Here is a 21,740-nt window from a genome sequence, read left to right on the forward strand (position 1 = left end):
CCGACGTGATCGAGATCGGTCCGAAGGGGTCGGTCAAGACCCTGAGCGATGCTCCGAACGCGACCTGGATGTCGGACGAAACACAGCAGACGACCGGGATTACGGACGATGTCGCCATCTTCCCGGACGGTGCCGTGACCGTCCTCAGCGACCGCATCACGGGGAACTACGCACAGGCGTTGCAGGACATCGCCAAGGCCAACGACATCAGTCCGCACCTGCTCGAGGCGCTGGTCTGGCAGGAGAGCCGTTGGAACCCGACGGCCATGTCTCGGGCAGGCGCAATCGGTTTGGCGCAATTGATGCCCGGAACGGCGCGTGACCTTGGCGTCGACCCGCGCGACCCGATACAGAATCTGGCGGGGGGTGCGCGGTACCTTCGTCAGCAACTGAACCGTTTCGACGGCGACGTTGAGAAGGCGCTAGCGGCCTATAACGCGGGTCCGGGGCGGGTGATGACGGCACGGGGGATTCCGTCGATTCCTGAAACGCAAGCGTATGTGCGCGCCATCGTCGCGCGCCTCGCGGCCAATTCGATTCAAGAAGGAAAATAGTAGTGAAGATTGTCAAAGCGACGGTCGCACTTGCCGCTGCCGCCATGCCGTCAGCGGCATTCGCGCAGGCCAATCCGCAGGGCTCGGGCCCGATCGTGTCGGCGCTCAGCTGGCTGCAGGGCACTTTGCTCGGCAATGTCGCAACTTCGGTCGCCGTGATCGCGGTCGCCATGGTCGGTTTCATGATGCTGACCGGCCGCCTCAACTGGCGCGTCGGAGCTACGGTGATCATCGGCTGCTTCATCCTGTTCGGATCGGCAGCGATCGTGTCGGGCATCCAGTCGACCGCGGCGGTCTCGGGTTAGCCTAGGTGCGCGCGCCGCTCTTTCGCGCCCTGACCCGGCCGCAAATGTTCGCCGGAGTGACGTTCAATTTCTTCGTGATCAATGCCGCGGTCACAACGGAGCTTTTTCTCCTGACCCGCTCGTTCCTGGCCCTTCCGGCGGCGCTGGCGATCCATGCCGTCGGATATTTCCTGTGCCTGCGCGAGCCCCGCGTCTTCGATCTCTGGCTGACCAAGGTCAGCCGCTGCCCCCGGGTGCGCAACTACAAGCGCTGGGGCTGCAACAGCTATTCGCCTTAAGGAGGCGCTAATGAAGTGGACCGGCCCTGCGCAGTGGATGAAGCGGGAAGCAAAGGCAGGCGATCGCCTGCCGTTCGACCGCCACATCGACGACGCGACGATCCGGCTTCGCGACGGTGCGGTGATGCGCACGTTGCACATCGGTGGGATGGAGTTCGAGACCCAGGATTCCGAACAGCTCGACCATGCCCAGGCGGTGCGGGAAGTGCTTCTGCGCAGCGTCGTCGACGCACGCTTCGTGCTCTACCATCACGTCGTTCGACGGCGGGTGACAGTCGCCTCAGGCGGCGAGTTCGATTCCCCCTTCTGCGCTGCTGTCGGCAAGCAGTGGGATGCGCGGCTGGCCGAGCGCCGGCTGTTCGTGAACGAGCAGTTCCTGACCATCGTTCGCCGTCCGGCGCGGGGCAAGACGGGCTGGCCCGAGCGCCTGCAGCGCCGCTTCAGCCGTCGCACCGAAGACGATCACGGCGCCATTCGCGACCTTGAAGCCGCGACGGCTTCGTTGCTCGCCGGCCTCGAGCCCTATGGTGCGCGCCTATTGTCTACCTACCGGACCGACACCGGCGAACTCTCGGAGCCGCTCGAATTCCTTTCGAGCATCTACAATGGCGAGATGCGGCCGGTCGCCATGCCTCCGGACGGCAGCGACCTAGGGCATCACCTTCCGTACAAGCGCGTGAGTTTCGGCCTCGACGCGCTTGAAGTGGGAGGCGCGAGCGGACGCAGCTTCGCGGCCATGCTCTCGATCAAGGAATATCCGGCAGAGACCCGTCCCGGCCTGATCGACAACATCCTCCGGCTTCCGTGCGAGCTGGTCCTCACGGAGACCTTCGCTCCGGCCGACCGGCAGATTGCGCGCGAGCGAATCGACCTCGCGCTCCGCCGTCAGAAAGCCAGCGAGGAAGACAGCGGAACCGAGCGACGGGAGATGCTCTCGGCACGCGACGCGCTCGGGGCTGGCCAGGCCGGTTTCGGCGACCATCACTTCAGCCTTCTCGTTCGTGCGTCGGACCTCGCCGAGCTCGATACGGCGATGGCGAATGCTGCAGCCGGCATCGCCGACATCGGCGCGATCGCGGTGCGTGAGGACGTGAATCTGGAGCCGCTCTTCTGGGGCCAGTTCCCGGGCAACGAATCCTACATCGTTCGCAGAGCGCTCATCTCGACCGCCAATGCGGCCGGCTTCATCTCGCTCCACGGCTATCCGGTTGGTCAGCCGGTCGGCAATCACTGGGGCGATTCCGTTTCCGTGCTCGAGACGACCAGCTCGACCCCTTATTTCTTCAACTTCCACGAGGGCGATCTCGGCCACTTCTCGATCATCGGCCCATCCGGGTCGGGCAAGACGGTCGTGCTCAACTTCCTCGCCGCGCAGGCGCAGAAATTCGGTCCGCGCACGATCTTTTTCGACAAGGATCGTGGCGCCGAGATCTTCCTTCGGGCTGCGGGCGGCCATTACTCGGTCCTTCGCCCGGGCGAGCCGACAGGCTTCAACCCGCTTCGCCTGCCGAACACTCCCGAAAACAAGGCCTTCTTGCGCGACTGGCTCGGCGTGCTCCTCAACGCCGAGGGGCCGGAGGAGCTTGCCTCCATCTCGGCGGCGGTCGACGCCTGTTTCGATCACGATCCGGCCTTCCGCCGGCTCCGCTATTTTCAGGAACTGCTCGGCGGCCGTCGCCGGCCGGAAGCGGGCGACCTTCAGTCCCGTCTGGATCCATGGGTCAACAATGGCGAGCATGCTTGGCTGTTCGACAATGACGAGGACCATCTCGACCTGAGCGCGCGCATCTTGGGTTTCGACATGACCGCGCTGCTGGACAGCCCGCGCCTGCGAACTCCGGCGATGATGTACCTCTTCCACCGCATCGACGAGCGGCTCGACGGCGAACCGACCGCAGTGCTGATCGACGAAGGTTGGAAGGCGCTCGACGATCCAGTCTTCGCCGCGCGCATCCGCGATTGGCTGAAGACGCTTCGTAAGCGCAACGCGATCGTCGGCTTCGCGACGCAGTCGGCGCGCGACGCTCTCGACAGCCGGATTTCGTCGGCGCTCGTCGAGCAGACGGCGACGATGATCTTCATGCCCAACCCGAAAGCGAAGGCGGAAGACTATTGCGCGGGCTTCGGACTGTCGGCGCATGAACTCGACCTCATTCGCTCGCTGCCCGCACACAGCCGCTGCTTCCTGATCCGCCATGCCAACCATAGCGTGGTTGCGCGGCTGGACCTGGCTGGAATGCCGGAACTCCTGCTCGTCCTGTCGGGCCGTGAGTCCACCGTCCGGCGGCTCGACGCAATCCGCGCCAACGTCGGGGACGATCCCGCCCACTGGTATCCGCTGCTGACGCGGGCTCCGTGGCCCGGCGGTCCGGATGCGGACGATGACGTGCTCTACATCGAGGCGGCTGAGTGAGCGGTTGCCCGACATTCGACGGCGCCGGCCCGTCCGGCATCGCCGAGGCGCTGCGCGTCGTCGACTGCATGAGCGGCGAGGCGGCATCGTTCGCTTTCGCGCGCCTATTCGGGACGGATGCTCTGCTCGGCCAGGCGCTGACGGCGGCGCTGACCCTGTACATCGGCTTCTACGCTATTGGATTGCTGACCGGCCGGACGTCGCTTTCCTTGTCCAGTCTGACCCCGCGGATGATGACGCTTGGCATTGCGCTGACGTTCGCGACCTCGTGGGTCGCCTATCAGTCCGTGATCTGGAACCTGCTGGTCGGTGCCCCGACCAGATCGCGAGCCTGCTCATCGGCACGAACGGAAGCGCGACTTCATTGTTCGCCGACCGGCTCGACAAGATCTTCGTGGTCGTAGCGCAGGCTGCCGCCGCGACCGAAGCCGCCACGAAGGGTTTGACGGACACCGGCTCGATCGCGTCCGGACCGGACCTGCTTTGGCTGTCCGCTCTCCTGCTCCTGCTGGGAACGGTTGGAGTTCTGCTTGTCGCAAGGATCGCGCTCGCGGCAATGCTCGCGCTGGGCCCCATCTTCATCATCTGCGGCCTATTCGAGGGGAGCCGCGGCTTGTTTGAGGGCTGGCTGAAGGCAGCTGTCCTGTTCGCTCTGACTCCGCTTCTGGCGGTCCTGATCGGAGGAGCGACCATCGCGCTGCTCTCGCCGATGCTGGACTCCCTTGCAGCAGCGGGCGGCCAGGTCCCGCTCCGGCTGACCACGACGCTCTTCTTGGCCGCTGCCGTCTACTGCGCCCTGATGGCCGTGACCCTCAAGATCTCGGCAACAATGGTTGCCGGGTGGCGGTTGCCGTTCGGCGCAAGCCGCGAGCGCAAGACCTCGACCACTTCTGTGGAAGCCGTTCCGGGTCAGTCGCAGGTTCCGTCCGTCGGCCTCGAACCGGCTGCCGCGACCGCAAGCAACAGCGATCCTCGCGTCCGCGCGATCATCAGCGCCGCGTCGGGCGGGGCAGCGAGTTACGACCGCGCTCCCGCTCCCACCTATCCTCTTTATTCGAGCGCGAGCCAGACGGTGGATGCCACCACTGCCCCTGCGCCCGCACCCCGCACCGACCCACGGCTGGGCAGTCTCAGCCGCCAATATCGACCACGTAACATGCAGTTTCAGAGGACCAGCTCATGACGAAAATCCCGGCCGCCTTCCTGGCCCTGGCGCTTTTCGCCGTTCCTGCTCACGCAGCCGATCCGCGGCTCCAGAGCGTCCATTACCAGGCCGACAAGGTCGTCAAGGTTCAGGGCCGTCTCGGCTACCAATCGATGATCGAGTTCGGCCAAGGCGAGCAGATTGAGAATGTCGCCGTTGGCGATTCCTCAGCCTGGCAGGTGACGCCGAACAAGCGCGCCAACCTGCTGTTCCTGAAGCCGCTGATGGGCAAGGCGAAGACCAACATGACGGTCATCACCGATCAGCGCACCTATCTCTTCGATCTCAGCGTCGCCTCGACGGGCAGCACGCCGATGTACAACCTGCGCTTCACCTATGGCGCATTGCCCCCGCCAAGTGCGGAAGCGCCGCAGAAGAAAATTGCCTACCCGCAACTCCTCGCGGATGCGTCTGCCGCGGCTCCGGCCGTCGCCGCGTCTGCCGCGGCTCCGGCCGTCGCTCATCCCAAGATGAACTATGCGTGGAAGGGAAAGGGCGACAAGGAACTGCTTCCCGCCCGCTACTATGACGACGGCCACTCGCTCTACCTTCAGTGGAAAGCCGGGGCGCCGATGCCCGCCTTGTTCGACCGCGACGAGGAAGGCCGCGAAGGTCTTCTGAACTATCGCCAGCAGGGCTCCTTCGTAGTCGTAGAGGGCGTCCCGAACACGCTGGTCATGCGGCTCGGCAAGGACACGGCCGTATTGATCAATCGCAACCAATCAAAGTCGGACTCCATCCGGTTGGCGGGGCGCTAAGATGAAGAATTCTCTCATTCTGCTCGAGAAGCAGGAGCAATCCGATCCACGTATCGAGCTCGAGCCTGAAACGCTTGCGCTCGCCAAGCGGAATTCATTCCCGCTCGTTGCCCAGCGCACCTCGAAGAAGGACGGAATGGGCCTCGCGATGGGCGCCGCCGGAGCGCTGATGATCGGTGCGGTGACGTTCGTCGGGTTGTCCGGCGGTCGCGAGAGCGCTCCCAGCCCCAAGGCTCCCGCCGCGGCCACGCTTCCGCAGACTACTCCGGGAGCGGTCGCGCTGCCGCCGGAGGCTGTAACCCAGCTTGCGCCCGGAGCACCGCTTGCCGCTCCCGTTCCGGGACAAGGCCCGGTCATGACCGGCGAGCCGGCGGTTCCGCCGCAGCTTGTTCCGGGCGAGCCACTAAACACCCATGGCGGCCCGACGCTAATCGTCGACAACAGTGGCTCGAATGCGGGCACGCCGGCGGCCCTCGCTCCCGGCGGTGCGGGCGGTGACGACGCATTCGGGATCGCCAGCACCGACGTCGCCAGGGCCACGCGGATGAGGAACCCGGCCCAGACCGTATCGCAGGGCACTCTGATCCCGGCGGTTCTGGAAACGGCGATCAACAGCGACCTTCCAGGCTATGTCCGCGCAGTCGTGAGCAGCGATGTCCGCAGCTTCGACGGTAAGAATATTCTCGTTCCGAGGTCTTCGCGCCTGATCGGCCAGTACAAGAGCGGCGTCGCGAACGGACAGACGCGCGCCTATGTCATGTGGACGCGCCTGATCCGTCCCGACGGCGTCTCGGTCGCGCTTGCATCGCCTGCCGTGGACGAAACCGGCCAGACCGGTCTTACCGGCAAGGTTGACAGCCACTTCATGAAGAGGTTCGGCTCGGCACTCCTGCTGTCCATCGTTGGAACGGCTTCCACGCTCGGAAGCGGCGGAAGCGCGCTCATCCTTTCCGGCGGGCAAAGCGCTGCGTCGGTGGCCGCCTCGCAGAACGGCCAGATTCCGCCGACGATCAAGGTTCGTCAGGGTCAGCCGATCCGGGTCTTCACGGCCAAGGACCTCGACTTCTCGACGGTGGCTGGATGACCGTACCAGCGCCTGCGACCGCGCCGGCGGACGTAGCCCACCTCGGCGTCTATCTTTCCGCCTATCTGGCGCCGTTCCAGCAATGGCTGGCCGACGAGAATGTCACGGAGATCCTCGTCAACCAGCCGGGCGAGGTATGGACCGAGAGCGCCGGGAAGGCCGGCATGGCGCGGCACGAGGCTCCGGGCATCGACGATGTCCTTCTCAGCCGGCTCGCGGCCCAGGTCGCGCGTTTCAGCCACCAGGGCATCAGCCGCGAGCGGCCCTTGCTGTCGGCGGTGCTTCCGACCGGCGAACGAATCCAGATCGTCAGTCCGCCAGCGACGCGGCGCCACTTCGCGTTGTCGATCCGCCGCCACCGGCTGCTCGACGTTCCGCTGACCGCTTACGAGCGCGAATCGAAGGGTGCCTCTGCAAAGCCTTGGCACGAGCGAGCAGAGGAAACGAGCGACGTCGACTTCCTCAGCCAGGCAGTGCGCGGTGGTGCGACGATCTTGATCTCCGGAGGCACCTCGAGCGGCAAGACGACGTTCCTCAACGCTCTTCTTCGTGAAATTCCGGAGCACGAGCGGGTCATCCTAGTCGAGGACACGCCGGAAATACGCCTCGGAAATCGCAACGGCGTGGGCCTGATCGCCGTGAAGGGCGAGACGGGAGAAGCGCGGGTCACCACCGACGACCTGCTCCAGGCCGCGCTGCGACTTCGCCCTGACCGTATCGTCCTCGGCGAGCTTCGCGGTGGCGAGGCCGTCAGCTTCCTCCGCGCGATCAATACCGGTCACCCGGGCTCGTTCAGTACTATCCACGCCAACTCGCCGCAGGGCGCGTTGGAGCAGCTCGCCCTGATGGTGATGCAGAGTGGCCTCGGCCTCTCGCGGCTGGATACAATCGCTTACGTCCGCTCTGTCGTCGACCTAATCGTCCAGCTCGACCGGCAAGGCGGCCAGCGCGGGATTGCCTCGATCGAACGCACGTCGGACATCTTCAAAAGGGAATTCGGCTCTTAAGTCGATCGACTGGATGCCCCGCGTGGATTCGAACCACGATTGACGGAGTCAGAGTCCGTAGTCTTACCATTAGACGACGGGGCAATGCCGGCAGGCGGGCGGGATAGAAAGAGCCCCTTCGACTGTCAACGCCGCTGGGGCGAACCGAGCCGTCCGCTTGCTCTTAATCGCCTTTGCCGGTTAAATGCGCCTCAAGTCAGCCACCTGATCCAGGTGGTGAAGGATAGAAACGGGCGTTTGTTCATGGCGAATGGTATCGCCAGTGCGCCGGCTCCATCGCTGCGGCAGGATTCGCAGCCAGGTGCGCCGGCCTCGGGAAAACTGCCGGAGCGGCGGTCCCATCACTCTCGTCATACTTACGGAGCGATCGACCTCGGCACCAACAATTGCCGCTTGCTGATTGCCCGGCCTGTCGACGGCGGATTCACGGTCGTCGATGCTTTTTCCAGAATCGTTCGCCTTGGCGAGGGTCTCTCCCGGACCGGAGAGCTATCTCAGGATGCGATGGACAGGGCGGTTGGAGCCCTTTCGGTGTGCGGGGAGAAGCTGCGGCGCCGCAACGTCTCCCTCTCGCGCTCGGTCGCAACCGAAGCCTGCCGGCGGGCTGGAAACGGCGAAGAGTTTGTCGACCGCGTTCGGCGCGAAACCGGCATCGTCCTCGATATCATCGAGCCGCAGGAAGAAGCGCGCCTTGCGGTGCTGGGTTGCCACAAGCTGCTGGAGCCGGGTGACGGTCCCGCACTAATCTTCGACATTGGCGGCGGATCGACCGAGCTTGTCCTGATCGACCAGGAAGAAGGCATTCCCCGAATCCGCAGCTGGTGGAGCGCGCCTTGGGGCGTGGTCTCATTGACCGAGAGCGAGGGAACGGTCGCGCTCGAGGGCCCCGACCGCGTACAAGCCTATGGCCGCATGCGCGAACGCGCCCGCCGCGCCTTCGCAGGCTTCGCTTCGGCCCTTCCGAGCGATGTGGAGGGTATTCGCCTTCTCGGAACCAGCGGGACGGTGACCACTCTCGCCAGCGTCTATCTCGCTTTGCCCGCTTACGACCGCCGAGCGGTCGACGGCCTGCACGTTCCCGTGGATGCGATGCAGAAGATCAGCACGATGATCGCGGAAATGGATCACAACGAGCGCGCTGCGCTGCCGTGCATCGGCCGCGACCGTGCCGACCTAGTCGTCGCGGGCTGCGCGATCCTGGAAGCGATCGTTGAAATCTGGCCGGCGGAGAAGCTCGGCGTGGCTGACCGCGGCATCCGCGAGGGAATCCTTCGGTCGTTGATGGCGCGTGACGGTCACATTCTGTGAAGCGCATCCGCACCGCCAAGGGGCGGAAACCGTCGTCGACCCGCTGGCTCGAGCGGCAACTCAACGATCCCTATGTACGGCGCGCCAAGGCAGAGAATTACCGGAGCCGCGCCGCGTTCAAGCTGACCGAGCTCGATGAGCGTTTCGGCCTGCTGAAGGGCGCGAAGGCGGTCGTCGACCTCGGCATCGCTCCCGGAGGCTGGAGCCAGGTCGTCCGCCGCAAGGTGCCGCAGGGCAAGGTGGTCGGCATCGACCTGCTCCCGACCGATCCAATCGAAGGCGTCACCATCCTGCAGATGGACTTCATGGACGAAACGGCACCGGACCGGTTGAAGGAAGCGCTTGGCGGCGAGGCCGACCTCGTCCTGTCCGACATGGCGGCCAACACCGTGGGCCACCAGCAGACCGACCATTTGAGGACCATGGCGCTTGTCGAGGCAGGACTATTGTTCGCGACCGAGGTGCTTCGGCCGGGCGGAGCCTATGTCGCGAAGGTCTTGGCAGGGGGCGCAGACAATCAGCTCGTCGCCGAGATGAAGCGGCATTTCACGGCCGTGAAGCATGCCAAGCCGCCGGCGAGCCGCAAGGATTCGTCGGAATGGTACGTCATCGCCCAGGGTTTCAAGGGGCGTGATGGCGACTAGGGCGCGCGTGCACCGAATCCGGAATTCCGGATTGCGGCACGCGCTTGTCGAAGCCGCGAACGAGCTTGGGCCGGGCGTCGTAACCGGAGCGGCCGACGACGATCCCAGCGGCATTGCCGCCTATTCGCAGGCTGGCGCGCAGTTCGGCTACGGCCTCCTGTGGACGATGATCCTCACCTACCCGCTGATGTGCGCGGTGCAGCTGGTAAGCGCGCACATTGGCCGGGTGACCGGAGACGGGCTGGCGAAAAACCTGTCCGCGAGCTTCCCTAGGGCTGCCGTCACTTTCCTGGTCGCGGCCCTGCTGATCGCCAATACGATCAATATCGGGGCCGATCTCGCGGCGATGGCTGCTGCGACCGAGCTGGTCATCGGCGGGCGCACGCACATTTTTGCGGTTCTCTTTGCACTGACGACCGTGCTGCTCCAGCTGTTCGTCCCGTACCATCAATATGCGCGCATCCTGAAATGGCTGACCCTCAGCCTGTTCGCCTATGTCGGGGTGCTCCTTTCGGTTCACATCGACTGGTCAGCCGCGCTGATCGGAATGGTCTGGCCGGGTGAGATAGACCGGACGACGATCGTCACGATCGTCGCCGTCTTCGGTACGACCATCAGTCCTTACCTGTTCTTCTGGCAGAGCGCTCAGGAAGCAGAGGAGGTCAGCGACACGGGAGACAAACCTCTCAAGGATGTCCCGCGAGAAGCGCCGGCGCAGTTTCGAAGAATCCGGCTGGATACGTTCGTCGGGATGGCGTTCTCCAACCTGATCGCACTCGCCATCATCCTGGCCGCCGCGGCGACACTTCATCAGCAGGGCATCACCCAGATCAACACTGCGGCGGAAGCGGCTGAGGCATTGAGGCCGATCGCCGGCCAGTTCGCGTTTGCCCTGTTTGCCCTCGGGATCATCGGAACCGGCCTGCTCGCTGTGCCTGTCCTGGCGGGCTCGGCGGCCTTTGCGGTCAGCGAGGCGCGGGGATGGAAGCACGGCCTGGAATACAAGCCACAGCAGGCCGTGCGCTTTTATGCCATCATCGTTGCCGCAACGATGGCCGGTGTCGCCATCGACTTCCTCCACATCAATCCGATCCGCGCCCTGTTCTGGAGTGCGGTCTTGAACGGCGTAGTTGCCGTGCCCTTGATGGCCGCGATGATGATCCTGGTCGGGCGACGCAAGATCATGGGCCGCTTCGTGGCGGAGCCGATGGTCCTGGCCTTTGGCTGGGCCGCAACCCTCGTCATGGCTGCTGCGACGATCCTGTTCTTCGCGTCGCTGCTTTGAGGATTCAGGCCTTCTTCTGGGCGGCCTCGACAGCCTTCTTCAGAGCGTCGTATCCGACCGCTCCGCTAAGCACTCGGTCCCCGACCACGAACAAGGGTGTTCCCGTCGCGCCGAGCTGGCTCGCGAGGCTGAAGTTTTTCTTGAGCTCCGCCTCGATCGCAACGTCCTGGCTCGGCGTCGGCGGGATGTTCGCGATGCGAGCGGCTGCCGCATTCGTTTCCGGCGCGGGTCTCCCCGCCGCGTAGAGGGCGTCGTGGAACTGCTGGAACCGGCCGGCCTTTGATGCCGCGAGCGAAAGACGTGCGGCCACGACGCTGTCAGGTCCGAGGATCGGAAGCTCACGATAGACGACGCGGAGCTTCGGGTTCTCGCGAAGGAGCTGGTCGACGTGCGGGTTGCTCGCTTTGCAGTAGGGGCAGGCGTAGTCGTAGAATTCGACGAGAATAACTTCCGGCTTCTCCGCGCCCTTCCACGACGATCCGAACGGCGTCTCCAACATTCCACGCGAACTGGCGAGCGTCGGCGCATATTGCCGATCGCGCAATGCATCGGCCGCATCGACCAGGATCTGGGGATCGTGAAGCATGCCCTGTCGCACGATGCGACCGCTCATGAATTGCGGAGCGGCGACGAGCAGGACCGCCGTTGTCAGCACGGACCCGACGACACCCCCACGATCGCCGAGACCAGCGGCGATCCCTTACTCTCTGTCACGGCCCTTCTTGTCCTTCTTCAGCTCGATCTTCGACACCATGGCGATGTCCTGGGCACGAAGATAGTCCGGAGTTCCGGCGGGAATCCCGCGCATGGCCATTTCGGCACTCGCCAGCGCGAGCTTCGGATTGCCCTCGAGATTGTTGCGCTCCGCCGTTGCTAGCGCTGCCCGAGGCGTATCGCCTTCGCTGTCGTAGATGATGCCCAGCTGGTACCAGGCAAACGGGTTCTCGTTGTCGACCGCGACCGCTGTCTTCAGGATTCCCTTCGCCTCTTCCATGTTCTTCTGGTTCTCGGTCGAGATCAGCGCGTGGCCGAGCATGGAGGCGATCAGGGGCGCTCGCCCGGACTTTTCCGTGGCCTCCCTCAGTGGGGCAATGGCTTCCGCCGGCTGCCCGGACTCGAGCAGGATCTGGCCCTTCAGCTCAAGGAAATAAGGGTCGTGCGGGTTCGTCTTCAGCAGGGAGTCCGCTTCTGCCAGAGCTTTGTCCGGATAGGCGCCGAGATGGTAGGCGTAAGCGCGGGCGTAGTGCGCCGGCACCGTCTGGTCGGTTTCCGGATACTTGCTGATCGCCTGCTTCGGATTGATGAACCCGACGAGCTTCGCCTTGACCCGCTGGAACCGCGCCTCGAGCGCGGGGTCAGTCGGCTTGTTCCACGCCGGGTCCTTCTCGAACAGGTTGGTCAGGATCGAGATTCGTTCGCTCGATAGCGGGTGGGTCCGGTCGTAGCTGTCGGTCGCGTAGATCGCGAGGCGATACTCCTGGTTCTGGAGCTTCTTGAAGAAGTCGAGGCCGCCTTTGCCGCTGATCCCGGCCTTGTGCAGGTAGCTCGCGCCAGCGAGATCGGCGCTGGTCTCCTGCGCCCGGGTGAAGGCCAGGAACTGACCCATTGCCGCGCGCTGGCCCATCATCATCAGGCCAAGACCGGCGTCGCCTGCACCTGCCGCGATTGCAATTGCGCCGAGCACCATGGTCGCGAGGGTGATCCCGGTCGCTTCCTTCATCCCTTCGCCCATTCGGATGGCGTGTCCGCCGGCGACGTGGCCGAGCTCGTGGGCGATGACGAACTGAAGCTGGTTCACATTGTCGGCCCGGGTCAGGAGGCCCGAGTTTACGTAGACGTTCTGGCTGCCGGCGACGAAGGCGTTGATCTCGTCGTCGTTGAGAAGGACGACCTTCACGCTCTTGTTGTCGAGGTTTGCGGCCTCGACCAGCGGCTTGGCGATGTCGGCGAAAAGAGCTTCGGTCTCCGTGTCACGGAGAATCGATGGCCCTTCGTCGGCCGCGACTGCGGGCCTCGCCGAGGCAAGGCCAAGCACCAGCGCCAGCATCAGCATCCGCACGAAGCGGGAAAGCGGCGAGCTCATGCCGCCGCCTTCCCATTCGCGGTCTGAACGCTGGATGAAAGCAGTCCCTTCAGCGGATCACCCGAAGGTGCGTTGCCACCAGCCGCGACGAGGTCCGTCACCCGAGTCATCGTCCGCTTCGTCATTGTCGGCGGTAGGCGCGGCAGCTTCCGGCGCAGGCGCGGGAGCCTCCGCTGTCGCCTTCTTTGCACGCGACTTGCGAGCCGGCTTGGCGGGTTTGGCTTCCGCCTTTTCTTCGGCGGCAGCAGGAGCGACGACCGCCTCAGCGGTTGCGTCGACCTTCTTTGCGCGGCTCCTGCGGGCCTTGGGCTGAGGCTCGGCCGGGGCCTCGACCTCAGCGATCGGCGGCTCCTCCGCCGTCGGCGTTTCAGCCATCGGCGAGCGCTCCGAAGCCACCTCGGCTTCCTCGGTGTTCACGTCGACCGCGGACTCGGAGCGCTTGCCACGACGGCGACGCCGCTTCTTGTCGCCAGCGGGTGCAGCCTCTTCCACGACGCCCTGCTCGGGAGCCCGCGGCTCCTCGCCTTCGGCGGCCGGTTCGACACCGGCTTCGTCGGCTCCCTCGGCGCCTTCGCCACCTTCGCGGCGGCCACGGCCACGGCCACCCGGCGCCTGCGCCGACGGCGGCGACCCGGGCGGTCCTCTTGCGAGCGAGAGGTCTCGCGCTCTTCCTGTTCTTCTTCCTCGTCCCCGTCCTCGTCGGCTTCATCTCCGAGCAGGGCTTCGACTTCTTCGAGGTCCTCCTCGATCGGAGTCGGCTCGGGGCGACGCTGCGGAGCGGTCGGACGCGGACCCGAGCTTTCGACGCTCATCCGGGCGCCTTCGAGGCCCTCGTCAATCGCGACTTCGATCGAGACGCCATAACGCGCCTCGATCTCGGCGAGCTCGCTGCGCTTCTTGTTGAGAAGATAGATCGCGGCCTCGCGCCCGGCGCGGAGCAGGATCTTCTCACCCCGGCCGCGCGCGGCCTCGTCCTCGATCATGCGGAGCGCCGAAAGGCCGGCCGAGGATGCGGTGCGCATCAGGCCAGTGCCTTCGCAGTGCGCGCAGGGCTTGGTCGAAGCTTCGAGCACGCCGGTGCGCAGGCGCTGGCGGCTCATTTCCATGAGGCCGAAGCTGGAGATTCGACCGACCTGGATGCGGGCGCGGTCGTTCTTCAGCGCCTCCTTCATCGCCTTCTCGACCTTACGGACATGGCTGTTCTGCTCCATGTCGATGAAGTCGATGACGATGAGGCCCGCCATGTCGCGAAGCCGGAGCTGGCGGGCGATCTCGTTCGCTGCCTCGAGGTTCGTGGCGAAGGCGGTCTGCTCGATATTGTGCTCGCGCGTGGACCGGCCGGAGTTGATGTCGATCGACACCAGGGCCTCGGTCGGGTTGATCACCAGATAACCGCCCGACTTCAGCTGGACGACCGGCTGGTACATGGCCGAAAGCTGGTCCTCGACCCGTAGCGCTGGAAGAGCGGCGTCGCTTCGGAATGAAGCGCAACGCGCCGCACATGGCTCGGCATCAGCAGCTTCATGAAGCCCCGGGCCGCCTTGTAGCCATCCTCGCCCTCCACGATCACGTCGCTGATATCGCGGTGATAGAGATCGCGGATGGCGCGTTTGATGAGATCGCTGTCGCGATAGATGAGCGCCGGTGCGCTGCTCTTCAGAGTGCGCTCGCGGATCTCGTCCCAGAGGCGGGCGAGATAGTCGAAATCGCGCTTAATCTCGGTCTTGGTGCGCGACAGGCCGGCCGTACGGACAATCAGGCCCATGGTCTTGGGCAGGTTGAGGTCCGACATGATCGACTTCAGACGCTTGCGGTCGGCACCGTTCGAGATCTTCCGGCTAATGCCGCCGCCGTGCGACGTGTTCGGCATCAGAACGCAGTAACGGCCGGCGAGGCTGAGATAGGTCGTCAGCGCCGCGCCCTTGTTGCCGCGCTCTTCCTTGACGACCTGAACGAGCAGGACCTGGCGGCGCTGGATAACGTCCTGGATCTTGTAGCGACGACGGAGGTTCTGGCGCTTCTTGCGAAGCTCGTCGGCGGCGGACTCGTCGACCGGCGAGCGGTTCGAGCCGGTGCCGGCTTCCTCGGCGCCGTTTTCGCCATTGCCTTCGCCGGTGCCGTTCTCGTCGGCTTCGGCCTCAATGGCCTCAGCCTCTGTCTCCTCGACATCGCCCTCATCGTCGTCCTCGGCGGCGCGCAGGCGCTCTTCCTCGGCAGCGTGCTCGGCCTCCTCGCGGAGCAGGGCTTCGCGATCGGCCTTCGGGATCTGGTAATAGTCTGGGTGGATTTCGCTGAAGGCCAGGAAACCGTGACGGTTTCCGCCGTAATCGATGAAAGCCGCCTGGAGCGACGGTTCGACTCTCGTGACCTTGGCTAGGTAGATGTTTCCTTTGAGCTGCTTGTGCTCAGCGGATTCGAAATCAAATTCCTCGATGCGATTTCCGGTCGCGACTGCAACCCGGGTCTCCTCCGGGTGGCGCGCGTCGATTAGCATGCGCGTTGACATTGAAAATTCTCCGGGCGCGCGAGCCGCTCCGTTCCGGGCGGGCGCGCGCAATTGAAATGGCCATTCCAGTCGGGTGTCGGCCGACGGTCATGGTATCCTGTTGAATTGTTGCCTCTGCTGCGTGAACCATCCCGGATTTTGCGGGAGACGCGACCCGCCGCTCTTCAGGGAGCGGGCGAGAGGCGTTTCTTGGCATCATGCAGCGTCAACCTGTGAAGCCGCATCCCCTGCGGGAGCGGCGCTTGATCCTTTGCCGCCGTTTCGGGGCTTAGGATTAATGCCGGTTAGCATCCCCGACGGGTGCCGCAACTGGCTGGGAGAGGTCGGAACCGCTGGAATCCAGCAATAATTGCGCGTTAACCATGTTCGCGTGATAGGATGACTGCGGCAAATGCCGGGTAAGGGAATAATGGCGCCAAGGTCGAAACGGGCGAGAGCGGCAGTGGGCGTGGCGATCAGCATCGCTGGCGTCGCGCTTGCGGCTGCGGCGTTCGGCGCAAGCCAGCGCTCCGCGCCTGTCCCCGATGACGAGAAGGCCCTCGTCGGCGAGGCACGCTCGAACAGCCTTACGGTCGAGCTGGGATCCGCAGTCGGCGAAGTGAAGCTGACGAAGGCGAGCGCACCCGGCCGGCCGATCGTCGTCCTCGATCCGGGGCACGGAGGCCGCGACCCGGGGGCGTCCGGCGTATCCGGCTCCATCAGCGAAAAGAGTTTGACCCTGGCCCTGGCGCGCGAGCTTCGCGACAAGCTTGCGGAGCGGGGCCGCGTTCGCGTCGCTATGACGCGCGACGATGATCGTTATCTAACCCTGGATCAGCGTGCGGAAATCGCGCGGCGGCTCGGAGCGAGTGCCTATCTCTCCCTCCATATCGACAGCGCGCCCAATCCGGACGCCCGAGGTGCGACCGTCTATTCGCTTTCGGATGTCGCGTCGGACGCAGAGACCGCGCGGTTCGCCGAGCGGGAAAACAAGGCAGGCGAGGGCCTGTCGAGCGAGCAGGACGGTTCGGTCCGTGGAATGCTCTCAGACCTAGCATTGCGCGAACAGATGAATTCGTCAGCGACGCTCGCCGAGCGGCTCGTCCGGAAGTCTGCGGGCCGATATATGCTTCGCCCGAATCCTCATCGTTTCGCGGATTTCCGCGTGCTTCGTCACGCACAGGTGCCCGCAGTGCTCTTTGAAGCCGGCTATATCAGCAATACCGATGACGAGGCCCTCTTGGCCCAGCCGGAAAAGCGGGCGCAGATCGTCGCAGCTTTGGCGCAGGCGATCGAAGCCGACGTCGCATCACGCATCGTTCGGTGATCCTTTCCCTTTCGGCCTCGCCCCAGAGGCGCTAGAGGCGATTACGCATGCGTGCCGACCGTCTCAGTGCTTCCCAGTTCCAGCTTCCGGACCTCGTCGCTTTTAACCAGCGCGTTCGTGAGCGCATCGACCCTTGGTTGGAGAAGAAGTGGGTCCGAAGGGGTGGCATCTTGCTGCTTGCCGGATTCGTTCTTTTTTCCGGGATATGGCTCTATTTTGCGAGCGGGCTTCCGTCGTCTGAAAAGCTGCTCGCCTACCAGCCTTCGCTTCCCACGAACGTCCGGGGTTATGACGGGACGCCGGTCCAGACCTTCGCCCGCGAACGGCGCGTGGAACTTTCCTACGAAGAATTCCCGCCGATGGTGGTTCAGGCGTTCATTTCCGCCGAGGACAAGACCTTCTTTCGTCACGGCGGCATCGACTATCCCGGCCTGATCGGCGCGGTCTTCGATTTCACGACAAAGACCGCGACCGGCGGCGGGCGTGCACGTGGCGGCTCGACCATCACGCAGCAGGTCGCGAAATATCTGCTCCAGGACAGCAGCTACTCGATCGGCCGCAAGGCGCGCGAAGCCATTCTCGCGTTCCGGCTGGAATCGACGCTCAGCAAGGAACAGATCCTCGAGCTCTACCTCAACTCCATATTTCTCGGCCGCAATGCCTATGGCGTGCAGGCTGCGAGCCGCGCCTATTTCGACAAGGACGTCAAAGACCTGACGCTGCCTGAAGCGGCCTATCTGGCGGTCCTTCCGAAGGCTCCGTCCAACTACGATCCGGTCCGCGCGACGCAGAAGGCGCTCACTCGCCGCAACTATGTTCTGCGCGAGATGGAGAACAACGGCTACATTACGGCCGATCAGCGTGCCGCGGCTTCCGCGACCCCGCTCGGCACCATTCGCTACGGAAGCAACGAGAAGTTCCGTCAGCAGGGCGGCTACTTCATGGAAGAAGTGCGGCGGACTTTGCTCAAGAGTTACGGCGACAACGCAAACGATGGCCCCAACAGCGTCTACGCGGGCGGCCTCTGGGTCCGAACTTCGATGAACCCGGTCATGCAGGACGCAGCGGCGAATGCCCTGCGCGAGGGTCTCGCGCGGTTCGACGGCGGCCGCGGCTGGCGCGACCTCGAACTCAGCGTGGACCTGAATGGCGACTGGGCCGCGCAACTCGATCGCGCAGCGGTCGGCACCGGCTTTGCGGACTGGAAGAAAGCCGTGGTGCTCTCGAAGGATTCGGCCGAAGCGAGGATCGGTTTCACCAACGGCTCGACCGGATCCCTTCCACGGTCGGTCGCCGACTTGCCCAAGCGAGGCGGCGGCGGAACGGCGTTCGACAATCTCCGGCCGGCATGATCATCATCGTCAAGCAGCTTGGCGCCAGCAGCTACGCGCTCCGCTCGATCCCTGAAGTTGGCGGCGGCTTCCTTGTCGAGGAAGTCCGCACCGGGCGCGTCCTCGCCATGCAGGGGGCTTCGATGTCGTCGGTTCCAGTTACAACCGGGCGACGCAGGCGATGCGGCAGCCGGGGTCTGCGTTCAAGCCGATCGTTTATGAGACCGCGCTCGAGAACGGCCTGAGCCCAGCGTCGATCATCGTCGATGCTCCGTTCTGTACGTCGCAGGGCCCGGGCCTTCCGCAAAAGTGCTTCGTCAATTTCGATCGCAAATATGCGGGTCCGAAGACATTGCGCTGGGGTGTCGAGCAGTCGCGCAACCTGATGACGGTTCGCGCCGCGTCGCAGACCGGAATGCCCAAGATCACCGCCAATGCCCGTAAGCTCGGCGTTGGCGACTTCCCCAATTACCTGTCGATCTCGCTCGGCGCCGGTGAGACCACCGTGGCCCGGCTGGTGAATGCTTATGCCATCCTCGCCAACCAGGGGCGGGCGGTGAAGCCGACCACGATCGACTTTGTCCAGGATCGGACCGGCAAGGTTATCTACCGGACCGACAATCGCTGCGCGGTCATGGGCAATTGCAATTCTGCGGATTGGGACGGCAAGGCCATGCCGCGGCCGCCGTCGCGCGACCGCCAGCTGCTGGAGCCGATGGCCGCGTTCCAGATGGTCCACATCATGGAAGGCGTGATCGAGCGCGGGACGGCAACGATCCTTCGCGACCTCAACCGGCCGATGTTCGGCAAGACCGGCACGACCTCCGGCCCGACCAACGTGTGGTTCGTCGGTGGAACCCCTGACATCGTCGGCGGCGTCTACCTGGGTTACGACCACCCGCGTCCCATGGGCCACGGCGCGCAGGGCGGTCGCATCGCAGCGCCGATCTTCAAGCAGTTCGCGGAAGTGGCTTTCAAGGACATGCCGAAGGTTCCGTTCGTGGCGCCACGCGGGATACGCTGGGTCCGTGTCGATCGTGCGACCGGCCGCCGCGTGTTCGGGTCGTTCCCAGTTCAGGAAGATCCGAAGTCGGCGGTGATCTGGGAAGCATTCCAGCCACAGACCGAGCCGCGACGATTCCGCCGTTCACATGGGCTCAGCATCGCTGGCCAGCCGGAAGAGGGCGACGAGAACAATCCGGACAAGATCGCCGAACTGGAGCGCCGTCCTCGCGTTGTTCGGGCCCAGTCACGACGGACGTCCCAGCCGCAAGCTGCGGAGGCGGCCTTGCAAAATCAGGGTGCCATCTACTAGCTCGCGCCTAAGTCCACGCGTTTACAACGAAAGCAATTCACCATGCGCGCCGAAGCGCAGGCTCACGCCGACCAGATCAATGCTGCGCTCGACCTCTTGCGTCGCTTCCTCGATTGGGACCGCGCGCTGAAGAGGCTCGACGAGCTCAATGCGAAGGTCGAGGAATCGTCGCTCTGGGATGACCCAAGGCAGCGCAGGAAGTCATGCGCGAGCGGCGGCGGCTGGAAGAGGCGATCAACGCCACGCGCTCCATCGAGCGCGAGCTAGCCGACACGTCCGAACTCCTGGAACTTGCCGAGGCGGAAGGCGACCAGGCGCTCGCCGACGATGCCGTCCGCAGCCTCGGTGAGCTCGCCGACCGTGCGGAGCGCGACAAGGTCGCAGCGCTTCTCGCGGGCGAGGCCGATGCCAACAGCAGTTATGTCGAGGTCAATGCCGGCGCTGGCGGCACCGAAAGCCAGGATTGGGCTGAAATGCTCCTGCGCATGTACACGCGCTGGGGCGAGCGCCACGGCTACAAGGTCGAGATGATCGACCACCATTCGGGTGAGCAGGCCGGCATCAAGTCCGCGACGATCCTGATCAAGGGCGAGAACGCCTACGGCAACCTCAAGGTCGAGAGTGGCGTGCACCGGCTGGTGCGCATCAGTCCGTACGATTCAAACGCTCGCCGCCACACCAGCTTTTCGAGCGTGTGGGTCTATCCCGAAGTCGACGAGGACATCGACATCCAGGTCGAGGACAAGGACCTGCGCATCGACACCTATCGCGCGTCGGGCGCGGGCGGGCAGCACGTCAACACGACGGATAGCGCCGTACGCATCACGCACATCCCGACGGGAATTGTCGTCGCCTGCCAGAACGAGCGTTCGCAGCACAAGAACCGCGCGTCGGCGATGAAGCAGCTCAAGGCTCGCCTCTACGAAGCCGAGCTTCAGAAGCGCGAGGCCGAGGCGAGCGCGCAGAACGCGACCAAGACCGACATCGGCTGGGGTCACCAGATACGCAGCTATGTCCTCCAGCCGTATCAGCTGGTGAAGGACCTTCGGACCGGTGTGACATCAACGGCGCCGAGCGACGTGCTCGACGGCGATCTCGACCGGTTCATGGCCGCGGCTCTTTCCCAGCGCGTTACCGGCGAGCGCGTCGAGGTCGAGGATGTCGAATAGGGCGCTCATCGCCCTGCTTCTGATTTCAGCAATGGGCGCCTGCCGCCAGGCGCCCGAACAGCCACGTTTCCCGAAAGCCGACCGTCCTGTCGCGCCGATCGTTGGGGACTCCTTCTCCACCGAAGACGCGCGCGATCGGGTGGGCGAAGCCGAACAGGTCATCCAGCTTGCGGGGGTCGTACCGGGCATGTCGGTGGCCGATATCGGCGCCGGCGAAGGCTATTACACGGTCAGACTGGCGCCGGTCGTCGGTCGGCGAGGCCGTGTTCTCGCCGAGGACATCGTACCGGAAATCGAGGATCGCCTCGTCCAGCGCGTCCATCGAGAGAGTCTCGACAATGTCGCGGTCAAATTAGGGAGCCGGACGATCCGAAACTGCCGCCGCATTCGTTCGACCGCATCTTCATGGTCCACATGTACCATGAGGTAGAATCGCCCTACGCATTCCTCTGGCACATGCGCGATGCGCTAAAGCCCGACGGCGAGGTGATCGTCGTTGATGCCAACCGGGAGCCCAAACGTCACGGAATCCCGCCCAACTTGCTGAGATGCGAGTTCGCCGCCGTCGGGTTGAAGCTGATCAGGCTCGAGCCAATCGCGGAGGGCGAGAATTATTTCGCTTCCTTCCGCATGGCCGGCCCCCGCCCGGAGCCGGGCCAGATCAGAGCATGCAAGGAAGGCCTAAAGTAGGGCCAGCCGTCGGAAGCTGCTCCAGTGCGCGGCGGAAAGCACGAAATGATCGAGCAGTGTGCAGCCGATGCCCTGGGCCGCGCATGCCAAGCGTCGCGTGGCGAGGCAGTCGGAAACGCTGGGTCGCGGATCGCCGCTGGGATGGTTGTGGGCGAGAAGAATACCCGTGGAGGCGTGCAATGCCGCGTTTGCGATGATTGGACGGACCGGGAAGTACCGCCCGTCTCATCGCTTTCGTGACGGAACAGGTGAGGGCAATTCCAGTCCGCATCGACGTGAGCAACCGCAGGCACTCCCGAGCGGGATCGGACTCTGCGAAGCACTCGGCGAAGACCGGGCGGGCCGCTTCAAGTCCGTCCAGCTTGAGAGGCTGTGAGGCACGCTGATAGCGCATCGAAGCCAGCTATGCGGTGCAACTCGCGATATCGACGGAAATCAGGTTCATTCCGGACGACCATTCTGGTCGTCCAAATGGACTATCTCGCTTGGTCTGGGTCAGA

General features: G+C 64.5%; 19 protein-coding genes, 1 tRNA gene and 3 pseudogenes. 16 read left to right on the plus strand and 7 right to left on the minus strand.

What is annotated here, in order from left to right:
- Positions 1–5 precede the first annotated feature (5 nt).
- The 8 genes and pseudogenes from H9L14_RS02575 to virB11 all read left to right on the plus strand — a co-directional run bounded on the left by H9L14_RS02575 (position 6) and on the right by virB11 (position 7,603).
- Complete coding sequence (locus H9L14_RS02575; protein WP_246444360.1) at positions 6–554, plus strand: lytic transglycosylase domain-containing protein; 549 nt, start codon at positions 6–8, stop codon at positions 552–554.
- A gap of 8 nt (positions 555–562) precedes the next feature.
- Positions 563–859, plus strand: coding sequence for a TrbC/VirB2 family type IV secretion system protein (locus H9L14_RS15465; protein ID WP_425506918.1), 297 nt, complete (start codon positions 563–565; stop codon positions 857–859).
- Between the two features lie 5 nt (positions 860–864).
- Entirely contained in the window at positions 865–1,137 is a 273-nt protein-coding gene (locus tag H9L14_RS15470) for a VirB3 family type IV secretion system protein (RefSeq protein WP_281389410.1), read from the plus strand.
- A 10-nt stretch (positions 1,138–1,147) separates the two neighbouring features.
- Positions 1,148–3,550, plus strand: coding sequence for a VirB4 family type IV secretion/conjugal transfer ATPase (locus H9L14_RS02585; protein ID WP_187709114.1), 2,403 nt, complete (start codon positions 1,148–1,150; stop codon positions 3,548–3,550).
- Positions 3,551–3,618: 68 nt separating this feature from the next.
- Positions 3,619–4,733, plus strand: a pseudogene (locus H9L14_RS02595) (TrbL/VirB6 family protein).
- Positions 4,730–5,512: a TrbG/VirB9 family P-type conjugative transfer protein gene (locus H9L14_RS02600; RefSeq protein ID WP_187709116.1), complete on the plus strand. Its 783-nt coding sequence runs from the start codon at positions 4,730–4,732 to the stop codon at positions 5,510–5,512. Before H9L14_RS02595 ends, H9L14_RS02600 begins: the two are co-directional and overlap by 4 nt.
- Position 5,513: 1 nt before the next feature.
- Positions 5,514–6,596 carry a TrbI/VirB10 family protein gene (locus tag H9L14_RS02605; protein WP_187709117.1) on the plus strand — a complete coding sequence of 361 codons (1,083 nt, stop codon included), beginning with the start codon at positions 5,514–5,516 and terminating at the stop codon, positions 6,594–6,596.
- Positions 6,593–7,603, plus strand: coding sequence for a P-type DNA transfer ATPase VirB11 (virB11, locus tag H9L14_RS02610; protein WP_187709118.1), 1,011 nt, complete (start codon positions 6,593–6,595; stop codon positions 7,601–7,603). Before H9L14_RS02605 ends, virB11 begins: the two co-directional genes overlap by 4 nt.
- Before the next feature lie 10 nt (positions 7,604–7,613).
- Here virB11 and H9L14_RS02615 read toward each other — a convergent pair.
- A tRNA-Gln gene (locus tag H9L14_RS02615) sits at positions 7,614–7,687 on the minus strand.
- 159 nt (positions 7,688–7,846) lie between these two features.
- Between H9L14_RS02615 and H9L14_RS02620 the strand changes: the two genes are divergently transcribed.
- Genes H9L14_RS02620 through H9L14_RS02630 form a run of 3 tightly spaced genes read left to right on the plus strand, consistent with a single transcriptional unit; the run spans position 7,847 to position 10,840 of the window.
- Complete coding sequence (locus tag H9L14_RS02620) at positions 7,847–8,911, plus strand: Ppx/GppA phosphatase family protein (protein ID WP_187709119.1); 1,065 nt, start codon at positions 7,847–7,849, stop codon at positions 8,909–8,911.
- Entirely contained in the window at positions 8,908–9,555 is a 648-nt protein-coding gene (locus tag H9L14_RS02625; RefSeq protein ID WP_187709120.1) for an RlmE family RNA methyltransferase, read from the plus strand. The genes H9L14_RS02620 and H9L14_RS02625 overlap by 4 nt, the downstream gene beginning before the upstream one ends.
- Before the next feature lie 7 nt (positions 9,556–9,562).
- Positions 9,563–10,840 (plus strand): NRAMP family divalent metal transporter, encoded by a 1,278-nt coding sequence (locus H9L14_RS02630; RefSeq protein WP_246444361.1) that lies wholly within the window; start codon positions 9,563–9,565, stop codon positions 10,838–10,840.
- A gap of 4 nt (positions 10,841–10,844) precedes the next feature.
- On the opposite strand, the gene H9L14_RS02635 is transcribed toward H9L14_RS02630, so the two are convergent.
- The 5 genes and pseudogenes from H9L14_RS02635 to H9L14_RS17270 form a co-directional block, all read right to left on the minus strand.
- Positions 10,845–11,495: a DsbA family protein gene (locus H9L14_RS02635; protein WP_187709122.1), complete on the minus strand. Its 651-nt coding sequence runs from the start codon at positions 11,493–11,495 to the stop codon at positions 10,845–10,847.
- 45 nt (positions 11,496–11,540) lie between these two features.
- Positions 11,541–12,923, minus strand: coding sequence for a M48 family metalloprotease (locus H9L14_RS02640; protein WP_187709123.1), 1,383 nt, complete (start codon positions 12,921–12,923; stop codon positions 11,541–11,543).
- A 57-nt stretch (positions 12,924–12,980) separates the two neighbouring features.
- On the minus strand, positions 12,981–13,340 hold the full coding sequence (locus tag H9L14_RS17260; RefSeq protein WP_425506893.1) for a hypothetical protein: 360 nt from the start codon (positions 13,338–13,340) through the stop codon (positions 12,981–12,983).
- Positions 13,337–14,095 (minus strand): ribonuclease E/G, encoded by a 759-nt coding sequence (locus H9L14_RS17265; RefSeq protein WP_425506919.1) that lies wholly within the window; start codon positions 14,093–14,095, stop codon positions 13,337–13,339. Before H9L14_RS17265 ends, H9L14_RS17260 begins: the two co-directional genes overlap by 4 nt.
- Positions 14,069–15,429 (minus strand): annotated as a pseudogene (locus H9L14_RS17270) (Rne/Rng family ribonuclease); the annotation flags it as partial. The pseudogene H9L14_RS17270 and the gene H9L14_RS17265, both read right to left, overlap by 27 nt.
- Before the next feature lie 448 nt (positions 15,430–15,877).
- Between H9L14_RS17270 and H9L14_RS02650 the strand changes: the two are divergent.
- The 5 genes and pseudogenes from H9L14_RS02650 to H9L14_RS02665 all read left to right on the plus strand — a co-directional run bounded on the left by H9L14_RS02650 (position 15,878) and on the right by H9L14_RS02665 (position 21,240).
- Positions 15,878–16,735, plus strand: a complete 858-nt coding sequence (locus H9L14_RS02650) for an N-acetylmuramoyl-L-alanine amidase family protein (RefSeq protein WP_187709124.1) — start codon at positions 15,878–15,880, stop codon at positions 16,733–16,735.
- A 47-nt stretch (positions 16,736–16,782) separates the two neighbouring features.
- A complete protein-coding gene (locus H9L14_RS15475) occupies positions 16,783–18,087 on the plus strand; it encodes a transglycosylase domain-containing protein (protein ID WP_246444362.1) in 1,305 nt (434 codons plus the stop codon).
- A gap of 160 nt (positions 18,088–18,247) precedes the next feature.
- Positions 18,248–19,381: a penicillin-binding transpeptidase domain-containing protein gene (locus H9L14_RS15480; RefSeq protein WP_246444363.1), complete on the plus strand. Its 1,134-nt coding sequence runs from the start codon at positions 18,248–18,250 to the stop codon at positions 19,379–19,381.
- Positions 19,382–19,423: 42 nt separating this feature from the next.
- Positions 19,424–20,550 (plus strand): peptide chain release factor 2 gene (gene prfB / locus H9L14_RS02660; RefSeq protein WP_187709125.1). Its coding sequence is split into 2 segments (ribosomal slippage): positions 19,424–19,562 and positions 19,562–20,550, totalling 1,128 coding nucleotides; the frame shifts between segments, so codons are not numbered across the junction.
- Positions 20,540–21,240, plus strand: a pseudogene (locus tag H9L14_RS02665) (methyltransferase domain-containing protein). Before prfB ends, H9L14_RS02665 begins: the two are co-directional and overlap by 11 nt.
- On the opposite strand, the gene H9L14_RS02670 reads toward H9L14_RS02665, so the two are convergent.
- Positions 21,232–21,438: a JAB domain-containing protein gene (locus H9L14_RS02670; protein ID WP_281389477.1), complete on the minus strand. Its 207-nt coding sequence runs from the start codon at positions 21,436–21,438 to the stop codon at positions 21,232–21,234. The pseudogene H9L14_RS02665 and the gene H9L14_RS02670 overlap by 9 nt on opposite strands.
- Between the last annotated feature and the right edge of the window lie 302 nt (positions 21,439–21,740).

The sequence above is a fragment of the Sphingomonas sediminicola genome (genome assembly GCF_014489515.1).
GTDB classification, from domain to species: Bacteria; Pseudomonadota; Alphaproteobacteria; order Sphingomonadales; family Sphingomonadaceae; genus Sphingomicrobium; species Sphingomicrobium sediminicola.